Annotated in this window: 19 protein-coding genes; 10 read left to right on the forward strand and 9 right to left on the reverse strand. The window is 66.3% G+C overall.

Annotation, left to right across the window (positions count from 1 at the left end; translation table 11 throughout):
• Positions 1 to 3 precede the first annotated feature (3 nt).
• The 3 genes from ACQP1G_RS14515 to ACQP1G_RS14525 are packed head-to-tail and all read right to left on the reverse strand — an operon-like array spanning position 4 to position 2,763.
• Positions 4 to 258, reverse strand: coding sequence for an acyl carrier protein (locus tag ACQP1G_RS14515; RefSeq protein WP_433203657.1), 255 nt, complete (start codon positions 256 to 258; stop codon positions 4 to 6).
• 25 nt (positions 259 to 283) lie between these two features.
• Entirely contained in the window at positions 284 to 1,498 is a 1,215-nt protein-coding gene (locus ACQP1G_RS14520; RefSeq protein ID WP_433203660.1) for a ketosynthase chain-length factor, read from the reverse strand.
• Positions 1,495 to 2,763, reverse strand: coding sequence for a beta-ketoacyl-[acyl-carrier-protein] synthase family protein (locus ACQP1G_RS14525; protein ID WP_433203663.1), 1,269 nt, complete (start codon positions 2,761 to 2,763; stop codon positions 1,495 to 1,497). The genes ACQP1G_RS14520 and ACQP1G_RS14525 overlap by 4 nt, the downstream gene beginning before the upstream one ends.
• A 202-nt stretch (positions 2,764 to 2,965) precedes the next feature.
• Here ACQP1G_RS14525 and accA point away from each other — a divergent pair, with 202 nt between their 5' ends.
• Both accA and accC read left to right on the forward strand, forming a co-directional pair.
• The gene (gene accA, locus ACQP1G_RS14530) at positions 2,966 to 4,657 is read left to right on the forward strand and encodes an acetyl-CoA carboxylase carboxyl transferase subunit alpha (protein WP_433208510.1); all 1,692 of its coding nucleotides are present in this window, start codon (positions 2,966 to 2,968) and stop codon (positions 4,655 to 4,657) included.
• A 16-nt stretch (positions 4,658 to 4,673) separates the two neighbouring features.
• Positions 4,674 to 6,023 carry an acetyl-CoA carboxylase biotin carboxylase subunit gene (gene accC, locus ACQP1G_RS14535; RefSeq protein WP_433203666.1) on the forward strand — a complete coding sequence of 450 codons (1,350 nt, stop codon included), beginning with the start codon at positions 4,674 to 4,676 and terminating at the stop codon, positions 6,021 to 6,023.
• On the opposite strand, the gene ACQP1G_RS14540 is transcribed toward accC, so the two are convergent.
• Entirely contained in the window at positions 6,020 to 6,889 is an 870-nt protein-coding gene (locus tag ACQP1G_RS14540) for an AfsR/SARP family transcriptional regulator (RefSeq protein ID WP_433203669.1), read from the reverse strand. The genes accC and ACQP1G_RS14540 overlap by 4 nt on opposite strands.
• Before the next feature lie 365 nt (positions 6,890 to 7,254).
• Here ACQP1G_RS14540 and ACQP1G_RS14545 point away from each other — a divergent pair, with 365 nt between their 5' ends.
• On the forward strand, positions 7,255 to 7,896 hold the full coding sequence (locus tag ACQP1G_RS14545; protein WP_433203672.1) for a TetR/AcrR family transcriptional regulator: 642 nt from the start codon (positions 7,255 to 7,257) through the stop codon (positions 7,894 to 7,896).
• A complete protein-coding gene (locus tag ACQP1G_RS14550; protein ID WP_433203675.1) occupies positions 7,893 to 9,545 on the forward strand; it encodes an MDR family MFS transporter in 1,653 nt (550 codons plus the stop codon). Before ACQP1G_RS14545 ends, ACQP1G_RS14550 begins: the two co-directional genes overlap by 4 nt.
• 72 nt (positions 9,546 to 9,617) lie before the next feature.
• Here the strand turns inward: ACQP1G_RS14550 and ACQP1G_RS14555 are convergent, their stop codons facing one another.
• The gene (locus ACQP1G_RS14555; RefSeq protein ID WP_433203678.1) at positions 9,618 to 9,932 is read right to left on the reverse strand and encodes a L,D-transpeptidase; all 315 of its coding nucleotides are present in this window, start codon (positions 9,930 to 9,932) and stop codon (positions 9,618 to 9,620) included.
• Between the two features lie 479 nt (positions 9,933 to 10,411).
• Between ACQP1G_RS14555 and ACQP1G_RS14560 the strand changes: the two genes are divergently transcribed.
• The 3 genes from ACQP1G_RS14560 to ACQP1G_RS14570 are packed head-to-tail and all read left to right on the forward strand — an operon-like array spanning position 10,412 to position 12,985.
• Positions 10,412 to 10,735, forward strand: a complete 324-nt coding sequence (locus ACQP1G_RS14560; protein WP_433203681.1) for a hypothetical protein — start codon at positions 10,412 to 10,414, stop codon at positions 10,733 to 10,735.
• Complete coding sequence (locus tag ACQP1G_RS14565) at positions 10,732 to 12,015, forward strand: hypothetical protein (protein ID WP_433203684.1); 1,284 nt, start codon at positions 10,732 to 10,734, stop codon at positions 12,013 to 12,015. Before ACQP1G_RS14560 ends, ACQP1G_RS14565 begins: the two co-directional genes overlap by 4 nt.
• The gene (locus tag ACQP1G_RS14570; RefSeq protein ID WP_433203687.1) at positions 12,002 to 12,985 is read left to right on the forward strand and encodes a hypothetical protein; all 984 of its coding nucleotides are present in this window, start codon (positions 12,002 to 12,004) and stop codon (positions 12,983 to 12,985) included. The genes ACQP1G_RS14565 and ACQP1G_RS14570 overlap by 14 nt, the downstream gene beginning before the upstream one ends.
• Before the next feature lie 305 nt (positions 12,986 to 13,290).
• Here ACQP1G_RS14570 and ACQP1G_RS14575 read toward each other — a convergent pair whose 3' ends face one another.
• Complete coding sequence (locus ACQP1G_RS14575; protein WP_433203690.1) at positions 13,291 to 13,791, reverse strand: GNAT family N-acetyltransferase; 501 nt, start codon at positions 13,789 to 13,791, stop codon at positions 13,291 to 13,293.
• Between the two features lie 86 nt (positions 13,792 to 13,877).
• Here ACQP1G_RS14575 and ACQP1G_RS14580 point away from each other — a divergent pair, with 86 nt between their 5' ends.
• Both ACQP1G_RS14580 and ACQP1G_RS14585 read left to right on the forward strand, forming a co-directional pair.
• Positions 13,878 to 14,363, forward strand: a complete 486-nt coding sequence (locus ACQP1G_RS14580) for an SDR family NAD(P)-dependent oxidoreductase (RefSeq protein WP_433203693.1) — start codon at positions 13,878 to 13,880, stop codon at positions 14,361 to 14,363.
• On the forward strand, positions 14,360 to 16,003 hold the full coding sequence (locus ACQP1G_RS14585; protein ID WP_433203696.1) for an acyl-CoA synthetase: 1,644 nt from the start codon (positions 14,360 to 14,362) through the stop codon (positions 16,001 to 16,003). Before ACQP1G_RS14580 ends, ACQP1G_RS14585 begins: the two co-directional genes overlap by 4 nt.
• A gap of 5 nt (positions 16,004 to 16,008) precedes the next feature.
• Here the strand turns inward: ACQP1G_RS14585 and ACQP1G_RS14590 are convergent, their stop codons facing one another.
• On the reverse strand, positions 16,009 to 16,191 hold the full coding sequence (locus tag ACQP1G_RS14590; protein ID WP_433203699.1) for a hypothetical protein: 183 nt from the start codon (positions 16,189 to 16,191) through the stop codon (positions 16,009 to 16,011).
• A gap of 343 nt (positions 16,192 to 16,534) precedes the next feature.
• Between ACQP1G_RS14590 and ACQP1G_RS14595 the strand changes: the two genes are divergently transcribed.
• The gene (locus tag ACQP1G_RS14595) at positions 16,535 to 17,404 is read left to right on the forward strand and encodes a DUF5134 domain-containing protein (protein WP_433203702.1); all 870 of its coding nucleotides are present in this window, start codon (positions 16,535 to 16,537) and stop codon (positions 17,402 to 17,404) included.
• Positions 17,405 to 17,501: 97 nt separating this feature from the next.
• Here ACQP1G_RS14595 and ACQP1G_RS14600 read toward each other — a convergent pair whose 3' ends face one another.
• Positions 17,502 to 18,203 (reverse strand): PhzF family phenazine biosynthesis protein, encoded by a 702-nt coding sequence (locus ACQP1G_RS14600; protein WP_433203705.1) that lies wholly within the window; start codon positions 18,201 to 18,203, stop codon positions 17,502 to 17,504.
• Between the two features lie 268 nt (positions 18,204 to 18,471).
• Complete coding sequence (locus tag ACQP1G_RS14605) at positions 18,472 to 21,663, reverse strand: DUF4132 domain-containing protein (protein WP_433203708.1); 3,192 nt, start codon at positions 21,661 to 21,663, stop codon at positions 18,472 to 18,474.
• Positions 21,664 to 21,779 lie beyond the last annotated feature (116 nt).

Consider the following 21,779-nt stretch of genomic DNA (forward strand, 5'->3'; position numbering starts at 1 on the left):
TATTCATGCCGCGCCCGGCAATTGACTGTTGACGATATCGATCAGCTCTTGCGGCGTCTTGACATCGATGAGCTGTTCCTCCGGGATCATTACGCCGAAATCGCGTTGGATCCGGGAGGCCGTCTCGATGAGCGCCAGGGAGTCGTAGCCGAGCTGTTCGAAGTCGAGGGTGGCGATATCGCCATCGAGTTCGGCAATATCGTCGCCACCCGCGCATTCCACGAGGATCCGGCGTAATTCGGTAATGGTCATTGTCATGATCGGCTCCCTAGATGTTTTCGGATCAGTCGGTGACAGCCCGTACGACGACGGCGGAGTTGAAACCCCAACGGCCGCGGGCCAGGACGAGAGCGCAGCCCACGGTGGCGGGCCGGGGTGCGCCGAGCACCAGGTCGATCCGGTAGTCCTCGGCGAGGGTGGTGGTGTGGGCCGTCGGCGGGATCACCGAATCGCGGATGGACAGCAGTGCGGTCACGATGTCGAGCGGGCCCGCTCCCGAGAACAGGCGTCCGGTCAGCGGTTTCGATGCCGTCACCGGGACGCCGTTGGCCCCGAAGATGGCTTCGATGGCCGCCGCCTCGTCCCGATCGCGGTCGGGTACTCCCGCCGCGTCGGCGAATACGATATCGATATCGCTCGGCCCCATACCGGCATCGGCGAGGGCGAGTTCGGCCGCCCGGCGCAGGCCCGAAGGCCGCCCGGCGTCCGGCGGCGGATCGAATGTCGAGGCATATCCGGCGATTTCGCCGTGCACCTTCGGCACGCCACGGGTTCGGGCTGCCGCCGCATCCTCGATCACCAGCATCGCTCCGCCCTCGCCGGGCACATAACCCGCGGCTTCGACATCGAAGGGCAGGTAGGCACGATCCGGTACGTCCGAAGTGCTGACCGCACCGCTGGCCAGATGTGAGGCCCAGCCCCAGGGATCCAACGCCGAATCGACCCCGCCGGTGACCACCAGGGGAGTACCGCGACGCACCGTGCGCCTGGCGTGCCCGACCGCATCCAATCCACCGGCCTGCTCGGCGACCAGCGCGCTGCTCGGTCCGCGCATACCGTGCCGGATCGAGATCTGCCCGGTGTTCACCGCGTAGAACCAGGCGAACGATTCATAGACGCTCACATGCTCGGATCCGCGCGACCACAGTTTGTTGAATTCACGATGGGTGAATTCGAAACCGCCAGAGGCATTTCCGGTGACCACGCCCATGTCGTAGTCGGTCAGCGCCGCCGTATCGACCTTGGCGTCGTCCAGTGCCCACTGTGCGGCGACCAGCGCCATTCGGGTGGAGATATCGGTCTGCGGCAGCAATCGGCTCGGCAGATGTTCGGCCGCGTCGAAATCGGCGATCTGCCCGGCCAATCGCGCGCTGCTGCGGCTCGCGTCGAACCGGGTGAGCGGTGCGATACCGCCTCGACCGTCCAAGACGGCATCCCAGAAACGTTCGACGCCAAGGCCGTTCGGTGCGAGCACACCCATTCCGGTCACCAGGATCATGCCGCCACCTCCTGTGGTTTGCGCAACACCATCGCGCTCTGGAATCCGCCGAATCCGCTGCCAACGGTGAGTACGGTGTCCATCCGGTGGTCCCGCGCGGTGAGCGGTACGTAGTCCAGATCACACTCCGGATCGGCCTCGTGCAGGTTCGCCGTCGGCGGCACCACCTGGTACTCGAGGGCCAGCAGGGAGGCGGCGATCTCGACCGAACCGATGGCACCGAGTGAGTGTCCGACCATCGACTTGATCGAACTCATCGGTGTCGCGTAGGCGTGCTCGCCGAGACTGCGCTTGACCGCGGCGGTTTCGTGCCGATCGTTCTGACGGGTGCCCGAGCCGTGCGCGTTGATGTAGTCCACGCCGGTGGGATCGATGCGTGACTCGTCGAGCGCGACGCGGATCGCCTCGGCCATCTCACGCCCGTCGGCTTTGAGACCGGTCATGTGGTAGGCGTTGCACCGGGTGGCATAGCCGGTGATCTCGGCGTAGATGTGCGCGCCGCGCTTGCGCGCGCTCTCGTACTCCTCGAGGACGAACATCGCGGCGCCCTCGGCGAGTACGAAGCCGTTGCGCGAGTTGTCGAACGGCCGTGAGGCGTGTTCGGCGTCGTCATTGCGGGAGGTGGTCGCCTTGATAGCGTCGAAACAGGCCACCACGATCGGCGTGATCGGGGTATCGGCGGCCCCGGCCAACATGACATCGGCCGAGCCCTCGCGAATCAATTGCACCGCATGGCCGACCGAATCCAGTCCGGATGTGCAGCCGTTGGAAACCATGGCGACCGGGCCCTCGGCGCCGACACTCCAGGCCACCTCGGCGGGCATCACACTGGGCACCATGTAGTCGAACATGTGCGGGGACAGGTAGGTCTGGTCCACCAGCCAGTTCTTGCCGGAGTCCGAGAGCACCAGATACTCCTGCTCGAGGCTGGTGGCGGCGGCTACCGCGCTGCCGAGGCTGACGCCGAGCCGGTGCGGGTCCAGCGACCCGATATCGATACCGCTGTCGGCCACCGCTTCCCGTCCGCACACCACGGCGAATTGCACCGCACGGTCCATGCGGCGAATTTCCCTGGGCGAGAGCCCTTCCTGACTCGGGTCGAAGTCGGCTTCGCCCGCCACCTGGGATCGGTACGGCGTCGGGTCGAAGAACGAAATCCGACGCGTGGCGGTGCGGCCTTCGGACAACAGTTTCCAGAACTCGTCCTTACCCGAACCGCCGGGCGCGCGGACACCGAGTCCGGTGACGACAACGCGGCGGCTCATTCCGCACCACCGGATGCGTTGGGGTTCATGGCGTTATCTCCCTTCGATCGTGTGCTCAAGCATCGAAGGCGGTCCTCGAACCTGACTCGAGCGCCGGAGTCGAGTTGTTCTCTAGCGGGCGGGCGCAGGCTGTGCGCAGTGATCGACCCGACAGCGCGGTACGGATCGGTCACCCGTTCCCCGAGCACAGGAGATACGCGTGATGAAGTCGGCACACGGCCTGGACGGCGCCGCGGACTGGGTGCTCTGCCCGGCCTGTCTGATTCCGCTGTACGGCAAGCGGTTCGCTCGCGACCTCGGTGTCTGCGGTGAATGCGGCAGACATACCCCGATCACCGCCGAGCAACGCATCACCCAGCTCGCCGACGAGGGCCGCTATGAACCGCTGGCGGTCATTCCCACCGATGAGGACCCGCTGGGCTTCACCGACACCAAGCCCTATCCGGACCGGCTCGCCGCCGCGCGGGCACGCACCGGTATGCACGATGCGGTGTTGTGCGCGGTCGCGGCGATCGAGGGCAATCCGGTGATCATCGCGGCGATGGATTTCCGGTTTCTCGGTGGCAGTTTGGGCACCGCAGTCGGGGAGATGATCACCGCGGCGGCGGAAACCGCGCTGGCCGAGCGGATTCCACTACTCATCGTCACCGCATCGGGTGGCGCGCGGATGCAGGAGGGGCCGCTGTCGCTGATGCAGATGGCGAAAACCAGCGCGGCGTTGGAACAGTTGGACCGCGCCGGAATCCTCACCATCACCTTGATCACCGACCCGACCTATGGCGGTGTGGCGGCCTCGTTCGCGACGCTGTCGGATGTGCTGATCGCCGAGCCGGGTGCGCGGCTGGGTTTCGCGGGGCGCCGAGTGATCGAACAGACCATCCGTCAGGAGTTGCCGCCGAAGTTCCAGACCGCCGAATTCCTGTTGGAACGTGGGTTGATCGATATGATCGTGCCGCGCGCGGGTCTGCGGCAGGCGCTCGGTTCCTTAGTGCGGGTCGCCGGTCCGGTCGACCCGACCGGCGATGCGGTCACCGAACTCGACGCGGGGACCATCACCGACCCGGCTCGGGTCCCCGATAGCGATCCTTGGCTGCAGGTCCGGCGTGCGCGCACGCCGAGCAGGCCGACCGCGCTCGAGTACTTCGCCCTCGCTTTCGACGGCTTCCACGAGTTGCGCGGGGATCGGATTTCGGGGGACTGCCCCGCCATTGTCGGTGGTACCGCGTGGTTGGGTGAGCAGCCGGTGGTGGTGATCGGGCACCAGAAGGGCCATGAGCCGAAGGAGATGATGGCGCGCAACTTCGGTATGCCGACACCGGCGGGCTACCGGAAGTCCGCGCGGCTCATGCGTTTTGCCGAGAAGCTCGGGCTGCCGGTGATCACCCTGATCGACACTCCGGGGGCCTATCCCGGTGCGACCGCCGAGGAGCAGGGGCAGGCCGTGGTGATCGCGGAGAATATCCGGCTGATGTCGGCGCTCCGGGTGCCCGTGATCAGCGTGGTCATCGGCGAGGGTGGTAGTGGCGGTGCGCTGGCACTCGGCGTTGCCAACCGGGTGCTGATGTTCGCGAACGGCACGTACTCGGTGATCAGCCCGGAAGGCTGTGCGGCCATCGTATGGAACGATCCGGCCGCCGCACCGAAAGCCGCTGCCGCGCTGTCACTTACGGCCAGCGATCTGCTGCGGCTCGGCGTCGTCGACGCGGTGCTGCCCGAACCGGGCGACGATGTCGGCACCGCACCGCTGGCGGCGGCGAACCAGCTGCACCGGGCCCTGACCGCGAGCCTGCGGGAGTTGACCGGGCGCAGCGGTGCGGATCTCGCGACCGAGCGGCGCGCGCGATTCCGCCGATTCGGTGCACGGCAGCAGGTTCCGGTCCGGTCGGTGGCGTAAGAGAGTGCGGGACAATATGTTCGACAAGATTCTGATCGCCAATCGCGGCGAGATCGCGCTGCGGGTCGCGCGCACCTGCCGAGAGTTGGGTGTGCGCACCGTCGCGGTGCATTCGGTCGCCGACGCCGAGTCGGCGGTGGTGCGGTTCGCCGATGAATCGGTGCAGATCGGGCCCGCGGCGGCCAAACGGAGCTACCTCAATGCCGCGGCCGTGCTGGCCGCCGCGGAGCTGACCGGAGCCGATGCCATCCATCCCGGATACGGATTCCTCTCGGAGTCACCGGATTTCGCGGATGCCTGCCGTGCGGCGGGTGTCACGTTGATCGGTCCACCCGCCGATGTGATGGCACAGCTCGGCGACAAGCAGTCGGCGCGCACGCTGATGGCCAAGGCGGGGCTGCCGCTGCTACCGGGCAGTCTCGATCCGCTCGAAGCCGATGCGGCGCACGCACTCGCCGACTCGATCGGATATCCGGTGATCATCAAGGCGGCCGCTGGCGGCGGTGGGCGCGGTATGCAGGTAGTTCGCGACAGCGCGGCGTTCCAGCACGCCTATCAGCAGACATGTGCGACCGCGCGAATGTTGTTCGGCGACAGTCGAGTCTATCTGGAGAAGTACCTCGAGGGCGCTCGGCATGTCGAGATCCAGGTGCTGTGCGACGGCTACGGCAACGGCGTGCACCTCGGAGAACGTGACTGCTCGGTGCAGCGCAGACATCAGAAGCTCATCGAGGAATCGCCCGCGCCCCGGCTGCCGGACGGGCTCGCGGTGCGGATGGGCAAATCCGCGGTGGACGGGGTGCTGGAAGCGGGCTACGTCGGTGCCGGAACCGTGGAATTTCTGGTGGATCGGCGGGGGAATTACTATTTTATGGAGGTGAACTGCCGAATTCAGGTAGAACATCCGGTGACCGAAATGGTCACCGGTATCGATTTGATCGCCGAGCAGATCGGCATCGCGGCCGGGCAACCACTCGGCATCACTCAGGACGATATTTCCTTGCGCGGTGCGGCAATCGAATGCCGGATCAATGCCGAGGACCCGACCGCCGAATTCGCACCGGCTCCGGGAATTGTGGCGGAATTCACGCCGCCGGGTGGTCCGTTCGTGCGCGTCGATACGCATGTGCACGCCGGTTATTCGATCCCGCCGCATTATGATTCGCTGCTCGCGAAACTGATCGTATGGGCACCGGACCGAGATCGGGCGCTTGCGCGCATGCGGCGAGCGCTGGCCGAATTCCAGATTTCAGGGGCGCGGGTGGAGACGACTCGAGATTTTCTGCGGGAGGTACTCGATCATCCGGCCATGCGGTCGGCGACGCATTCGACCGCGCTGGTGGACGAGTTGTTGCGGGATGGTTAGGCGGGTTTTGCTCGCGCCGCGCGGAATTCGGGGGAGTACCAACCGATGAGGTATCCCGCGTGGCGGCTGTTGAGCATGGCACTCACCGATACGTCGGAGGCGGTGAGGATGTCCTGATGTAATTTCTGCAGCTTCTGGCATGGGTCGAGGCCGAGTTCGCGCTGCATCGACCTGCTGAACTCCTGGTAGGAGGCCAGGGCGCGGGCGCGCTGACCCGAACGGCACAGGGCGAACATGTAATACGCCTGCAGGCGCTCGTGCAGCGGGTGCTGCATGGTGAGTCGGGCCAGGTCGGGGCACGTCTCGCGATATCTGCCGAGCCGCAGCTCGGCCTCGACGCGTAGCTCGACATCGGTCAGCCGCAGCTGATCCAGATGCGAGATCTCCGCGGCGAGCGGGATACCGCCCTCGACATCGACCAGCGCCGGACCGGTCCACAGCGCCTCCGCCGCGGTGAACAGGTCGACCGCGCGGTAGTCGTCGCCGGTTTTGGCGGCACAGCGGGCGGCTTCGGACATCGTCTGGTAGTCGCGTAAATCGAAGAGGCAGTCCTTGACGTCGAACGAATAGCCTTTGCTGCGGGTGCGCAGAAAACGCTCGGCCACTTCGGCCTGTCCGATGCCGAGTTGTTCGGCCATCTTCTTTCGAATTCCGAGCACATAGGTCTGCACGACGGTGACGGCGCTGCGCGGCGGATCGTCGTTCCAGAGCTCTTCGACCAAGGTGGTGACCGGAACGACGGTATCGTGTCTGACGAGAAGTAATGCGAGCAGTTGGCGTTGCTTTTGCGCAGTTGGCGTGGCGTTGTGATTATTGAGAGCGAGCGTCAATGGACCTAACACGCGAGCGCACACTGGATACTTCACTTGGAGCTCCTACGGGCGTAATTCCCCTCGACCGACGTGAGGTTCTCGAAATCCCACCTCGATGTAGGCAAGGTCAACCCTATCGAAAATCGAGTCACGGGTCGATGAATCTTGAGTTATATCGGAGTTAATTCGCTTCGGGAAGTACGCTAATTCTCCTCGGTCGCAAGGAGATTCGTGCATCGCGTGAAGTCATGGACGACGTCCATGACAGGGTCGTCCCTTCGGTTGTTTCCGTATGGCACAGTGTGCGCGATCATCCCCGGTCGCCCTGGGGCCGGGGTGCCCCGGCCGATCTCCTCCGCGGCGAGTGCCGCTGAACTTGCACTTTCTGAAAAATTGCAGTTTGTGCTACTTTGGCGGACATGTCCAAGGCGAAGCGCGACGAGCGGCCGATCGGGTTGCGAGAGCAGAAGAAGCGCCAGACCGAGCTCGACCTCTGCCTGGCCGCACGACGGCTCGCGGTCGAGCGCGGGCTGGATGCGACGACCGTCGAGGACATCGCAAGAGCGGTCGGGGTTTCCCCCCGCACCTTCTTCAACTACTACGAGACGAAAATCGATGCGGTAGTGGGGCCGATCAGTGAGATCGGTACACCGGAGTTGCGTGAGCGGTTCCTCGCCGGCGGACCGAGCGGTGCGCTGATGGACGATCTCACCTGGTTGTTCGCGCACGGATTCGAATCCGAAAGTACTGTGCGCGAAGGCATCTCGCTGGTCACGCAGATCATCAAGTCCGATCCGAGAGTACTCGCGGCGTTCGTCGCATCGGGTGCTCGATTGCAGAGCGTCATCACCGACCTTCTCTCGGCGCGACTGGGCACCGCCGTATCACCCGAATTCGCCGGTCTGGCAGCGGGATTCATGACGACTATCACCACGAGGGCAGCCATGTCCTCGGCCGCCGATCCGACCGGATCGCTGGCGGCGGCAGTACACGAACACTGTGCCATGGCCGCCCGGCTGTTCGAACAGCCCGACGGTAGGAAAAAGAGAGGTGACCGATGAATAGTGCGGCATCGCGAAGCGATTCCGTGGGCGGTGGTGGCCAGGAGACGGGTGCGCCGGCTGAATCACCGACCGCGCCAATTGTGCTGACCCAGAAGCGAATCTGGCTCATCTTCGGTGCGTTGATCGCGGGGATGTTCCTGGCCAGCCTGGACCAGACGATCGTCGGCACCGCTATGCCGACCATCGTCGGCGACCTCGGCGGCATCTCCAATATGGCGTGGACCGCAACGTCGTATCTGCTCGCGACGACCATCATGATGCCGATCTACGGCAAATTCGGTGACCTGTTCGGCCGTCGCTGGCCGTTCCTGTTCGCCATCACGATCTTCACGGTCGCCTCCATCGGCGCCGCGGCGTCGACGAGCTTCTGGGAGTTCATCACCTTCCGCGGCCTGCAAGGTGTCGGCGGCGGTGGTCTGATGATCCTGGCGCAGGCCATTATCGCCGATGTGGTGCCCGCCAAGGACCGCGGCAAATACATGGCTCCGATGGGTGCGGTCTTCGGTATCACCTCGGTCGCCGGTCCGCTGCTCGGCGGCTTCTTCGCCGATCACCTCGGCTGGCGCTGGTGCTTCTGGATCAATGTGCCCATCGGTATCGCCGCGCTGTTCATCGCCTTCCGCTACCTGAGCATCCCGAGTCACCGGCCCAAGACCCGCCCCGACTACCTCGGTGTCGTATTGATGTCGGCGGCGACCACGTTGCTGATCCTGATCACCGACTGGGGCGGGAAGCAATACGCTTGGGGCTCAACGGTTATGGTCACGATGATCGCCGCGTTCATCGCGGTGGTAGCGGCCTTCGTACTCGTGGAGGCGCGCGCCGAGGAGCCGATGCTGCCGCTGTGGTTGTTCCGCAGCCGTACCTTCGTGCTGACCTCCGCGATCGGTTTCCTGGTCGGCCTTGTGATGTTCGCCGCTCTCGCCTTCCTCCCGACCTATCTCCAGATGGCAACGGGCGCTTCGGCTTCGGTATCGGGTCTGCTGCTGATCCCGATGATGGTCGGCCTGATGATCGCGCTGATGACCTCGATGACCATGGTCACCAAAACCGGCCGCTACAAGGCGTATCCGCCCCTCGGCGCGGCGCTGATCATCGTGGACATGCTGTGGTTGACCCGCCTTGACGCCGATACACCGATGTGGGTGGTATCCGCGATGCTCTTCGTCATGGGCGCTGGCCTCGGCCTGATCATGCAGATCATCGTTCTTGTCGTGCAGAATGCGGTGGCCCCCGATCAGATCGGCACCGCGACCAGCGCAAATAACTACTTCCGCGAAATGGGCGGCGCACTCGGCGTAGCCATCTTCGGCTCGATCTTCACCAACCGATTGACCGAAGGTCTCAGCGACGTCTTCGTCTCCCACGGCCCCGAAGCCGCTGCCGCGAAACTGAATCCGGGCGCCCTGGTCCCCTCGGTCGTCAAACATCTACCCGACGCTCTGCACGATGCGATCGTCGGCGCCTACGTGGACGCCCTGGTACCCGGCTTCTGGTACCTGATCCCCGGCGCGATAGCCGCCTTCCTCCTGGCCCTGTTCATCCCTCAGATGAAACTCTCCGACGAAGCGGGCATGGTCGCCCGCGGCGAAGCGGTCATGGAAGACGACGCCACTCTCGACCCGCAGCTCGTCGGCGAACGGTAAGGCCGCGGATCACAGGAGAAAGGCCCGGGCGGTGGATTCCGCTCGGGCCCTTGCTCATCGACAAAGGCGGTGTCAGCGTACGACTTCGACTACGTCACCGGGGTTGAGGTAACGGTAGGTCGCCTCGGCGCCGTCGGGGGTCATCCGGATGCAGCCGTGCGACTGTTCCTCGATGGGGCCGATGTGGGTGGCGATATCGCCATTGAAGAAGACGGCCCACTTCATCGGAGCGTTGTGCATAGTGCTCCAGAAGTCTTCCCTCTTGAAGGCGACCTTGAAGACGCCGGGGGGTGTCTCGTATCCGGGCCGCCCATGCGAGATCGGGGTCGGACCGAAGGTCACCTTGCCGTTGTCCATCAGCCAGGCTTCGTTCGTCGACAGACGCATACACATCCGTGCGGTCTCGCCACACGGTGCATGAACGGGAGCTCGTGGAATGATCGCCGGTGTGCCGATATCGGGTCCACCGGGCCACAATGGTTCGGCCTGCGCCGTGCCGGCCATCAGGAACCCGGCCGAGACGGCGCCGACCAGCGCTGCGGATCTGATCGACCAGTTTCGAAAACGCTTGCGATTCTTCACGCTTCTGACCCCTCTCCCCTTGTGGCACCCTGTGCGTGGGTCGCCAGGGTGATGATGGGACCAACTTCGTCACGCTAAGCATAGGACCGCCGCGAGGTGAAAGTGATCGTTTCCGCATCCCGACCTCGGCGTCTATCGCACGGCGCCGGTGTCGCCCAGGCGCCGGCCGATGCTGCATAGACTCCGTCGGAACACAGGATCGGGCGCACATCGTCCGGGTCCCAAGTACGCTCGGAGTGTCGAAATATGACGCGAGAGATTGGTTTCCGTATTAAGGGGGAACAGTGGACGCGCTGAAGCTCGACCCGGCGGCGATGGCCGCCTACACCACGATCGCGAATACGGTGTCGCAACAGCTGGCCTCGGCGTCGGCTGTCGCGGGTGGCGCGGTGAATCCGGAGCGGCTGGTCGCCGATCTGGGACCGGTCGGTGCCGCATTCGTCGCCCGGTTCACCGAGAAGGTGAACGAGCACGTCCAAGCGCTCTCGACCGCAGGGCAATTGGTGGCCGCCTATGGGCAGGTGCTGCGCGACTACAGCGCGGATATGCAGGGCATCGATGTCGATTCCGCGGGCGCCCTTGCCCGGCAAGGAGAAGTGCTGTCATGAGACGACTGCTCCGACGGCGGCCCGCCGACACCGCGGCCGCAACTCCCGTCACCACCGTCGACCCGAATGTGGATCCGCCGATCGTGGCCGCGCTGGTGGAGCCGCTGCTGCAGTTGCGCGCCTCGCTCGGCAGTGGCGTCGCGACGCCGGACCGGTCCGTCGTCAACGCGCTGTCCATGGCATCCACCCAGGTCGCCGATGCCGAGGGGCCACACCGCGACGGTCTGCACGCACTCGAGTCGACCTGGACCTCACGCGCCGCCGACGATGCCGTTCCGGCGTTGCGAACCACCCAAACCCAGATCGGCGACATCTCCGACCGTGGCCCCGAATACCTGTCGGTACTCGGTGACGCCCATGCCACCAGCGCCCGTGCCGCGCAGAAGGTGGACCAGATCATCGCGGACTTCCGCCGCGACGCCCGGCAGATCATGAGCACCGCGAGCGCGTCCTCGGATAGCGATGCCGTGATCGCGCGGGCCACTCAGGCGCTGCGGGACGCCGTTACCGCGGTCAGCACCGCGCAGTCGGAAATGGATGGCCACACCACCCGGTTGGACGCGATGGGACCGCTGACGGTCACCACGCCCCAGGGCATCGGCACCACCCAGCAAACAGTCGTGCCCGGTACGACGAACGGCACCACAACCGCAGGGGTCACGACGACAACGCCCCTGGACCCGGTGCAGGCGGCCCAACTCCAGCTGCAGCAGTACCTGATCAACGCGGGCGTCTCGGTGGGCACCGCCGCCATCGAGGCCGGGGTCAATATCGGCACCCACCTCATCGATAAGATCGCCGAGGTCGGCACGCATGCCATGGATACCGTGGCCACGTCCGCGGATAAGGCGATCGACAAGGCGATTCCCGAACTCATCCATCCCGGCAGCACCACCAACTCGACCACCGGCGAGTCCGCGAGCAAACCGTCGAACGTGATCGATTTCGGCGGCGGATCGGGTCAGGCCAAGCCAGCGCCGAATGCCGGTACCAGCTCGCTGATCCCGCCCAACGGATCCACCGCGACGAGACCGGCTCCCGCGCCGACGCCAGCACCGGGGCCGCAGGCACCGGCCGCTACGGATACGCCGCCGTCGCGACCGTCCGCGCCGGAACCTGCGAACCAGCCGGGCAGCACCGGTGGTCTGGCGATGCCGCCGTCACCGCGATCGGATGAGGACCGCCGCCCGGGCGACGGCCAACTCGGCGTCACCGTGCCGACCGCCATGGCGACCGTCCCGCCTGCGGTGATCGGCGAATTCGACGATGACGAGCTCTGATTCCGGCTCTCCGAGCCAGAAGCAGGGCAATCCGTTCGATACCGGACTGCCCATGGTCCGGCCCGCCGCCCCGGACTCGAAGCGGCGACGGCGCTCGAACCCGCGCCGCGGTTCGGGCCAACGGCGGGCTCCCCGGGTCGATCCGCTCGATCCGCCCGATCGGCCGCGCCGCCCCCGGCCGTCCGGGGATTGGCAGGAATGGCTCGAACCGCGCCGCCCCGCCGAGACCCCACCGCAGGCGGATCAGAGTCGGACCATGACCCACCCGGTCGAGGCCGAATCCGCGCTACCGGCGGAGACCGGTTCCGTCGTGCCGACGATCATCGATCGGTCGGGCGGCAATCCCGGTCCAGCACTGCGGCATCCGCAGCGGCGTCGCGATCCCCAACCGGGTGGTGGCAATCGGGTGGTCGCGGTGCTGATCGTGCTCGGTGTGGTGCTTGCGGTGGTTTCGGTGGTGATGTTCGTCTTCGGCGATTCAGGTGAGCAGAAGCGACCCGCCGCGGCGACCACACCGGCCGTCGCGCGGGGGACCACCGGGCACGTCCCGGCGACCACTGCACCCGGCGATCAACCGTCGGCGGTCGCAACTCCGGGGTGTGAACAGCGGCGCACCGGCGATGTCATCTCCGGCACCGATCCGGGCGGAACCAGCGATGGCCCTTCGGCGATCCTCGCCTTCGAACGTGCCTATTACGTGCAGCGTTCCGGGTTCGCGGCGCGTGGCGTCGTTGCCGATGACGCGAATGTGCCCGCCGCCGACCAGATCCAGCGCGGCATCAACCAGGTGCCCCTGGGCACGCTCTACTGCGCGCAGATCACCCGTGCAGGCAGCGATGCGGGGGAGGCGCACTGGGAGGTCCGGCTCACTCAGCAGCGTCCGGGTGAGCAACCACAGACCTTCACCCAGATCGTCACGACCCGCACGGCGGGCAATCGGACGCTGATCACCGCGATCAACGCCGCCTGACTCGCACGGGCGACGATCCGGGCAGCGCTGATCGAACGGTCGGGCGCGAACGGTCGACGATGCGCAGTCCGACAACGGATTCCGTGGACGCAGTCCTCGATGTGTTGTCGAGACCACCGCTGCGTCCGGCAGCGGGATGCCGACGCGACCGCCGACTGGGTGGTTGTAGGTCATGGGGCGAGGTATGAAGACGCTGTGCCGATCCTCGGCATGGTTAGGGGGCGAGATCTGGAGCTGGGACGAGCGTAGAGCCGATGCGCGGGCTCCGGTGCTGATGCGGCAGCATCCGACTTGCTCGGCGTGGGTCAGAGGATGCAGGTCATGAACACACTGTGCGGGTCCTCGACGTAGTCGGCGAAGGGTGCGCAGACCTCGAAACCGTGCCGGGCGTAGAGCCGCTGCGCAGGGGCGAAGTAGTCGGAGGCCCCGGTCTCCAGGCTCAGCCGGTGGTAGCTGCGCGCACGGGCCTCGGCGATGAGATGGTTCAGCAGGGTGGAGGCGGTGCCGCGGCCGGTGCGATCGGAGGCGGTGCGCATCGACTTGATCTCGCCATGTGTGGCGTCGAGTTGTTTGAGTGCGCCGCAACCAGCCAGTTCGCGCTCCTCCCAGGCGCTCCAGAAGGTGATGTTCGGGCCGCGCAGGGCCTCCAGGTCGAGTGCGTGCACGCTGCCGGCGGGCGAGTTGTCGTACATCTCGGCCAGATGCTGGGTGAGCAGGGCCGCCACCTCAGGACCGGAGAGATCGTCGACCACGATCCGCAGGGCGCCGGTTCGGCTCGGTAGGTGCTCGTCGATATCGCTGGACATTCGTCCATCATGGACCGTGCATGTAGACACTACTGTCTGGGTCGGTACTCGACGAACGCCTCCGGCACGCTTTACTGTGAGGGCACTTGCCCTCACCTCAGGTGGACAACGATGTCGATGTTCGAGAAGTTCGCGCAGTACACGAACAATGTGCTGATCGAACCGCGCCGCCTGCCCGCGCCCTTGGCGCCGTCGCTGGCCGATCGGGTCGTGGGGCGCACAGTGCTCATTACCGGCCGTCCAGCGAGATCGGCCGGGCGCTGGCCCAGGCGGTCGCGGCGGCCGGTGCGACGACCCTGGTGATGGCACGGCGTGCCGACGAACTGGCGGTGCTGCTGCGCGAGATCGGTGAGCGCGGCGGGGTGGCGCACGCGATCGCCGGAGACCTGCCCACCGATGAGGGCATCGATGCCGTCGCCGACCGGGTGCTCGCCGCATTCGGCGCACCGGAGATCCTGGTCGATAACGCGAGCCGTTCGATCCGCCGATCGGTGGCGAATTCCGAACGGCGTGGTGTATCAGCGCCGGCCGACGTGCGGGCGGACGCGGACAACGTGAGGATCGAATCATGAAGTTTGCCAACAGGGTCGGGACGCTGGCCGCGACCGCGGCACGACGAGCCGCCGATGAGACCTATTACGCCGCCCTGACCGTACGTGCCGGACTCGCGACGCCCGAACGTCCGGATCGGATTGCCAGAATGGGCGCGGCGGTGCTGCGCTCGGGACTGCTCGGCGGGCTGACGACTGTTGCCGCCCTGCGCTATCGCGATCGCACCGCGATTGTCGACGAACTCGGCCGCGTCAGCTTCCGCGAACTCGACGAGCGCAGCACCGCACTTGCGAACGCCTGGCGCGCGCGAGGTCTGCGCGACGGTGAAGGTGTGGCGATCCTGGTGCGCAACCACCGCGGCTTCCACTACTCGGTTTTCGCCGCCGCCAAGTGCGGCGCCCGAATCATCTTGCTCAACACCGACTTCGCGGGTCCGCAACTACGCGAGGTGGTGACCCGCGAGGGCGCCGATCTGCTGGTCTTCGACGACGAATACGCCAGTATGCTCGGCGATTTCACGCCGCGGCGCGGCCGCTACCGCGCCTGGGTCGATAAGCCGGGCGTCGACACCCTGGACAATCTGATCGCGGGCGCTGCGCGCACGCCACCGCGCAAACCGCGCACCGCTGCCTGCATCGTCCTGCTGACCAGCGGGACGACCGGTACCCCGAAGGGCGCGCCGCGCAGCAGTGATCCGACCTCGCTGTCGCCACTGGGTGCCATCCTCGGCAAGGTGCCGTTCCGAGCGCGCGAAATCACCGAATGCCCGGCGCCGCTGTTCCATACGCTCGGCTTCGCGCATGCCGTCCTAGCGGTCGGGTTCGGCTCGACGCTGGTCATCCGGCGTCGCTTCGACCCACAGGCGGTGCTGGATAGTCTGGATCGGCACGGCGCCACCGCCATGATCGCGGTGCCGGTCATGTTGCAGCGGATGGTGGACGCCGGACCGAACGCCTTTGCCGGACGCGATTTCTCGCGACTGCGGATCATCTTCGTCGCCGGATCCCAGCTCGGTGCGGACTTGTGCGTGCGGGTGACCGAAGCGTTCGGGCCGGTGGTCTACAACGTGTACGGATCCACCGAGGTGGCCTACGCGACCATCGCCACGCCCGCGGACCTGGCGGCGGAGCCGGGCTGTGTCGGCTCTCCGGTGCCGAGCACTATCGTGAAGATCTTCGACGACAACGACCGGGAGGTGGGTCCCGGCGTCACCGGGCGGATCTTCGTTGGCAACAACTATCAGTTCGAGGGCTACACCGGCGGCGGTGACAAGCCCCGCATCGGGCGGTTGATGTCCACCGGCGATGTCGGTCACTTCGACAGTGCCGGAAGGCTTTTCATCGACGGGCGCGATGACGATATGATCATCTCCGGTGGCGAGAACGTCTTCCCCGGCGAGGTCGAGGAACTGCTCGCGGCGCATCCTGCGGTGGCGGAGGTCAGCGCGTTCGGCGTGTCCGATGACAAGTACGGTCAGCGCCTGCGTACGGTAGTCGTTGTGCGAGAAGGGTATTCGCTTACCGAGGACGAGGTGCGCGAGTACGTCGAGACGCACCTGGCCCGCTTCAAGGTGCCCCGTGATGTGTTGTTCATCGATGAACTCCCGCGCAACCCCACCGGCAAGGTGCTCGAGCGCGTGCTACGGGGGCTTCCGGGCTGAGTGTTTCACATTATCCCCAGCATCCGCCGCATCGTATGCCGTAACTGCACCGGATCCGGCATCGCCGTGCGGAACCACCCGTTCGGTGGCACCACCAGTCCGGCGCGCCGATGCTCGACACAATCGACGATGGCATCCGCGACCGCCTCCGGATCGGGCGCGTAGTCGGGCTTCGCCCGCACCGCCACCGACCGCCTCCGCCCGAGCATTGCCCAGTAGTCGCTCAGCGCTGAATGTCCTGGTGGACAGGTCATTTCGTGACCAAGACGTCCGAAGCAGACTGATTCGGCGGATCTGCTCCGCTGGATGCCGACTCGGCGAAGTGTGCGAGGTGGCGGTGATCGCACCCTTGTCGGGATCCGCGTCCAACGTGTGTCGCGCAGGTCGTCGACGATGAGGAGGACCTACTCATGTCGGGAGTGCGTGTCGCGATAAACGGTGTGCCGAGGTGTGTTGGTGCGGAAAGGGCGGCTCGAGTGCGCGTCGAGTGCGAGCATGGATGGTGGGTAGTGGCGTCGGGAGGTGGTAGTGGTGGAATTCGCTCAGGAATATGCCGCCTTGCGGTGGTCGGTGGTTGTGGCGTTTCTGTTCGCGTCGGTGGTGGTGCTCGGGCGGTTGGCGGCACCGGCCGGTGGGATGCGGCGGATGGCAGGGGAGTGTGGTGACGACGGGGCGGTCCCGCTCGTCGTCGTCGGAAATGCGGCCAATTCGGGCCGTCCGCAAGCGAATTCGATGGGCGAAGGTGCGGTGGCGTGTCACGAATCCGATGCCGCGCATCTGATCATGTGTCTGGTCATGCTCGCGATGCTGATCTTTCCCGCGGGGGCGAACCCGGTTGCGTTGCGTGGGGTGCTCCTCGCGATGATCGTCGTATTCGCGGCATTGCTGGTGGATCGAATTGTGGAGTGGCGCAGTGCGGCTCGGCTGGTGCCCGGCGATCGGATGGTTGCGCTGGGCTACCACATCATCGTCGCGTTCGCGATGCTGTACGCGATATCCGGGCACGGTGCGGATGGGCATACCGGTGGGCCGACGCCAGTTCCCGCGCTGGCACTTGCCGCGCTGTTCGCGGTGGATGCGATCGCGTTGATCGTCGCGGCGAGCACCGGACGTCGGCAGCGCTGGCTGGGACATCCGATCGGCGCGTCTACCGGCTCGGTTCAACTGAGTTCAGCTGAGGCCAGTTCGATGCTGCTGGATACGGCCCGGTCCGGTTCGATCGAGTCCGGTTCGATACCCGTTGCTCAGGGCGAGCCTGATGTCACGCGGTCCCCTTCGGGGCCAGCCGGTTCGGTCCGGACTGGTTCCTTGGCCAGCCGCGCGCTGTCGTCAGCGATGGTGCCCCATATCGTGATGGATCTCGGCACGGCCTACATGCTGATCGCCGCCGTCTCCGGGTAACCGCGGCAGACAGCCGCCCTGCGGGCGGTGACGTGTCCGCGACGGCGTGCCGTTGGGGTGGATTCGACCGTCGGCTGGTCGCGGCCGTCGAGCTGAGCTACAGCTCGATGACCGAATCGGCGGCTACCCGACCGCCCAAGCGCACCCAACCGTCGGAGTCCCACTCGGTGAAGATCTGCGACCCCTTGCCCTGGGTGATGATCAGGCTGCGCCGCAGCAGTGCGGTGAGGGCGACCGCGGCGGCCCCGGTTGCCTCGTCCTCGGCGAGACCCATGGAAGGGGCGAACATCCGCGAGCGCAATGTGGCACGGTGCTCGTCGGTCCAGGTCCACAGGTAGTGCTTGCCCTCGGCGAAGTCGTCGGGCCGCAGGTTCGCCAGTTCGTCGAGATCCCCGAGTTGGTGGAAGGTGAACTCCGGGGCCCATTCGCCGCGCGCCCTGATCCAGGTGAGGCCATCGATGAGTTCGACGGCGACCGGGCCCGCGGGCACCTGCAGCACCCGCACCGGAACGCCCTGCTCGGCGAACCACCACGCGGCACCCACCGAGGGGTGCCCGGCGAAGGGCAGTTCCATCGTCGGCGTGTAGATGCGCATCTCGGCGACCTCGTCGACCGGATCCGCGACGACGACGGTCTCGCTGAAGCCTGCCTTCGCCGCGAGCGCCTGGTGGTCCACGTCGGTGACATCGCCCGCGCGGGCGATGCCGAGTTCGTTACCGCCACGCCCGGCAGAGTCGGTGAATACTCGCACGACCTCGATCCGCGTGCCTGCGGCTTCCGGTTCACCTTGTGTACCCATGATCGCGAGCCTACCGGCTGTTCAACAGTGGTCTCATGATCGGACGGCGAATCTGTGTCTGGGACAAATCGGCCTTCGGTGTGCCGGTTTGCCTGTTATGCCCCAATTTCGGCTTGGGGGGGTTCCCAACGGCTCGTACCTGCGGCTTCCTGCTGAAACCTTCGGACTCGGCGTGCTGTACTGCCAGCTGGAGCTCGAGAAGATCGCCGACCGGCTGGCCTGGTCGATCGGAGCAACGGGCCCGCCCACTCGGGCGGGCCGTTCGCGTTCAGTGCGGGGCGCACAGCCAGGCGATATCGCGCAGGATCTCCGAGCGGGTGACCGGGCTCAGATCGACGAAGGTGCTGCCGGCGAGCGCGGCGTACGTGAGTTCGTGCACGGGCGCGACCGGTTCGAGTGGCTCCATTCCGGGATCGATCCCGATGCGCAAGAGCCGGTCGTTCGGGAGCCGCTTCTCGAACGTGTCGATGCGGCCGCCGTCGCCGCGCTCCGGTGGATTCCAGCCGCGGTCGGCGAGGCCGTGAATGCGTCGTAGGGGGACGGCGGCCGGATCGGGAATGGGCACCGACGAACTGGTGAGCAGGACGGGTTCCGGGTGATGAATTTCCCGGCCGAGCTGTGGAAATGGTTGCCGCAGTTCGCAATCGGCGAACACGCCCGCCCAGGCGGCAGTCGGCTCGGTGCCGAGGTGCAGCGGGTGGGCGATTCCGATGACGACTTCCTCGGCGAGGTCGACGCCGTTATCGGCGGCATCGACGAAACTGTTGTCCTCGGCGATGCGGAACGAGTCGACCAGCTGGCCGTCGCGGTATGTCGCCCAGACCAGGCGGCGAGTGAGGTTGATACGCATCGGATGTGCGATGAACAGGGTGCACAGTTCGTCCCGAGTGAAGCGGCGTTCGGCGACCATGGCGCGTTCGAGGCGCTTGATCTGCTCGGCGGCGAACTTCTTGACGGACTTGCGGATCGCACGATATCTCGCGGTCGCCTCGGCGGCCATCGCCGCATCGTCATGGCGGCCCGCTGTGGGCAGGGTCTGGTGGTGGGTGCCGTCGACCCCGGTGACGACGGGGCCCAGTTGTTCGTCGAAGCCCAGGACGAACTGGCGCGGCCCGAAGTCGAACAGCGCCGTACCATCGGGACGCAGACCGAGATCGGGAGTCATCCGGTCCGCGAGTTGATCCTCGGTCAGCCCCAATTCCTCGGCGAGGTCGGTGATTCGAAGCTGTGCCGCCGACCGGACCGCGGCGTTTCGCCCCTGCTCGCACAGCTCGATCAATGCCGACAAGGCGAAATCCGAGCCGATGGCGGCGAGTACGTCCAGCGCGTTGTCCTTGCCGATGTCCCAGGTGATCTTCGGCAGTAAGTCGGCGACGGTATCGTCATTTCCGAAGGCGGCCAATCCTTCCCAGACCCAGGTGTCCTTCCATCGCGCGCCCGCATTGTTCCACTGCTCGAAGATCGCACCGGCTGCGGCGGCGAGAGTCGAAGTGTCGCAATGCTCGCGAATTCGGGCCAGCGCACCATGCGGTTCGCCCGGCTCCGACAGCATCATGTATGTGACGAGGGTGGAGACTTCGCGTAGGGGCAGGGCATGGCCACTCGTCAACATGATCGGCGGCAGTTCCAGAATCGACAACCAATGCGGGAGAACGGGAGTCCGCGCGGGCACGATCTCGGCGGGATCCATGTCGAGCAGCTCACGCGTGGCGGCGGTGACACCATATGCATCCGCGGCGGCCATGATCGCGTCGGTATGCCCGAGCGCGGCGAGAGTGCGTAAGGCGGCTCCATGCGTGCGTCTTGCCTTGCGCGCCTTGCCGATCGCACCCGGTATGACTGCGGTGGCGGCATAGGCGGGATGGCGACGCAGCCAATCCAGCGCGATCCGTCGGCGCGAGCGCAGCCCCAGCCAGTCGACGACGAGTGCTGCGGCAGTCCGGCTTTCGAAGGGCGCGATCGCGGCGGCGAGTTCACGCGGGTCCTGCACGACGGCGCCGAGAACGAGGTCGTTGGCGGCCGCATCATGTGCGGCCGCAACCGCCATCAATCCGTCGATGGACCAGAGCAACCAGCCGGTGTACTCGGTGCGCAGGTGCGGCTCGGCGACCGCGAGATCGACCTGGGCCAGCGCCTGCAGCAGCCAGTCGCCGACGCGGCCGGGATCGGATGCGCCATCTTTCAGACGTCGGTGCACCTCGGCTTCGGTGAGCATGGTGCGCCGGTCGAGCCAGTGCTCCCGCTCACCATCGCGCCACGAAACCCGCACGGCTGTAGGCGCTTCGAGGGTGATGGCGGGAGTCGGCTTGCGGCGCGGTCGATCCCACGGCGGGTCACGCAGGATCGCGGGTATCACCTCGGCGGGGGTGGTATTGATCGTCACGCCGGGCAGGCTTTCGGCGACCAGTTGTCGCGCGGATTCGGGCAACTCCGCCCGCATGGCGGCGGCGAGTTCCGGGTGGCGTCGGACGTGCTGGCGGAAATCGTCGACGCTCTGGTGGCGTGTGGTCCGTGCAGCCAGCACCCGCATGGCACGAGCCGGAAACCGTGTGGTGGACGCGAGCAGCGCCGCGGCGGTGGAATTGCGCCACGCGTGCTCTGCCAGGAAGTCCAGCGCGGTGTCACTGGGGAGACGGGCGAGCAGGCGAGCTACGGCGTCCAGGCCGGGCGCGGAGCTGTTGCCTCGACCTCGCTCATAGAGCCGGATGAGCACGGGAGCCGCGTCGGGGCCCAGATGCGCGGCGAGACTGTAGATCAGCGATTTGTTGTCGCGCAGCTGGTGCCATTGCCAGCCGAGCAGATCGATGATGCGGTGCGCGTGCGCCGGATCGGTTACCGAGGCGAGCAGGAAGGTCGAGCCGAAACTATCGGTGAGTTGCGGATCGGCGAGATCGGTTGTTACCCAGTGCTGTTCGGTGGGGAACAGGTAGGAGGTCAGCAGCCGGATCGATAGCGTCCCGCGCCGCAACTGCCGCGCCTGGTCGAGGGCATCGGCATAGTCCATCTCACTGGACGCGGCCAGCAGCGTGCGCAACCGCCGGACCAGGGTCGCGGGCGGATCGCGCCGCTGGGCCGTCACCTGGTAGTCGGCAGGACCCGACTGTCCGCTCCACATGTTCGACGACTGAGACTCCGCGTAGACGCCGGTGAGCGCGGCCACGGTCGAGACGGCGAATCCGAGGCCGTGGGTGGCGACGAGATAATCGGCCAGATCCGTGTGATTGTCGTAGTACCGGCCGAGGTCGGCGGCATCCAACAGCTTCGCGTCCATGCCGATCGCGGCGCAGACGGCCGCGCCGAGCGGATCGGTGCCCGGCCGGGACAGGTACTGTGCGCCCCGCTGGGCGAGCACTCGGTGTGAGCCGGAGTGGCTCAGGATGGCGCGGATGCGCTCCGCGGAGTGCGCCAACGTTTCGGAGATCGACTCTGCCGCAGCCACATTCACGGCGACCCTGGTCATTGGGCAGCGTCCCCGAAATGGATCGGTTTTCGGCCACCAGGCGGTGGGTACCACCCAGGTGTCCGCATCTGTCGGCGGCGTACGGACAGCCATCGGCCCGGCTCCCTTGTTCACGA

This window comes from Nocardia sp. CA-107356, from assembly GCF_050946365.1.
Classification (GTDB): Bacteria; Actinomycetota; Actinomycetes; order Mycobacteriales; family Mycobacteriaceae; genus Nocardia.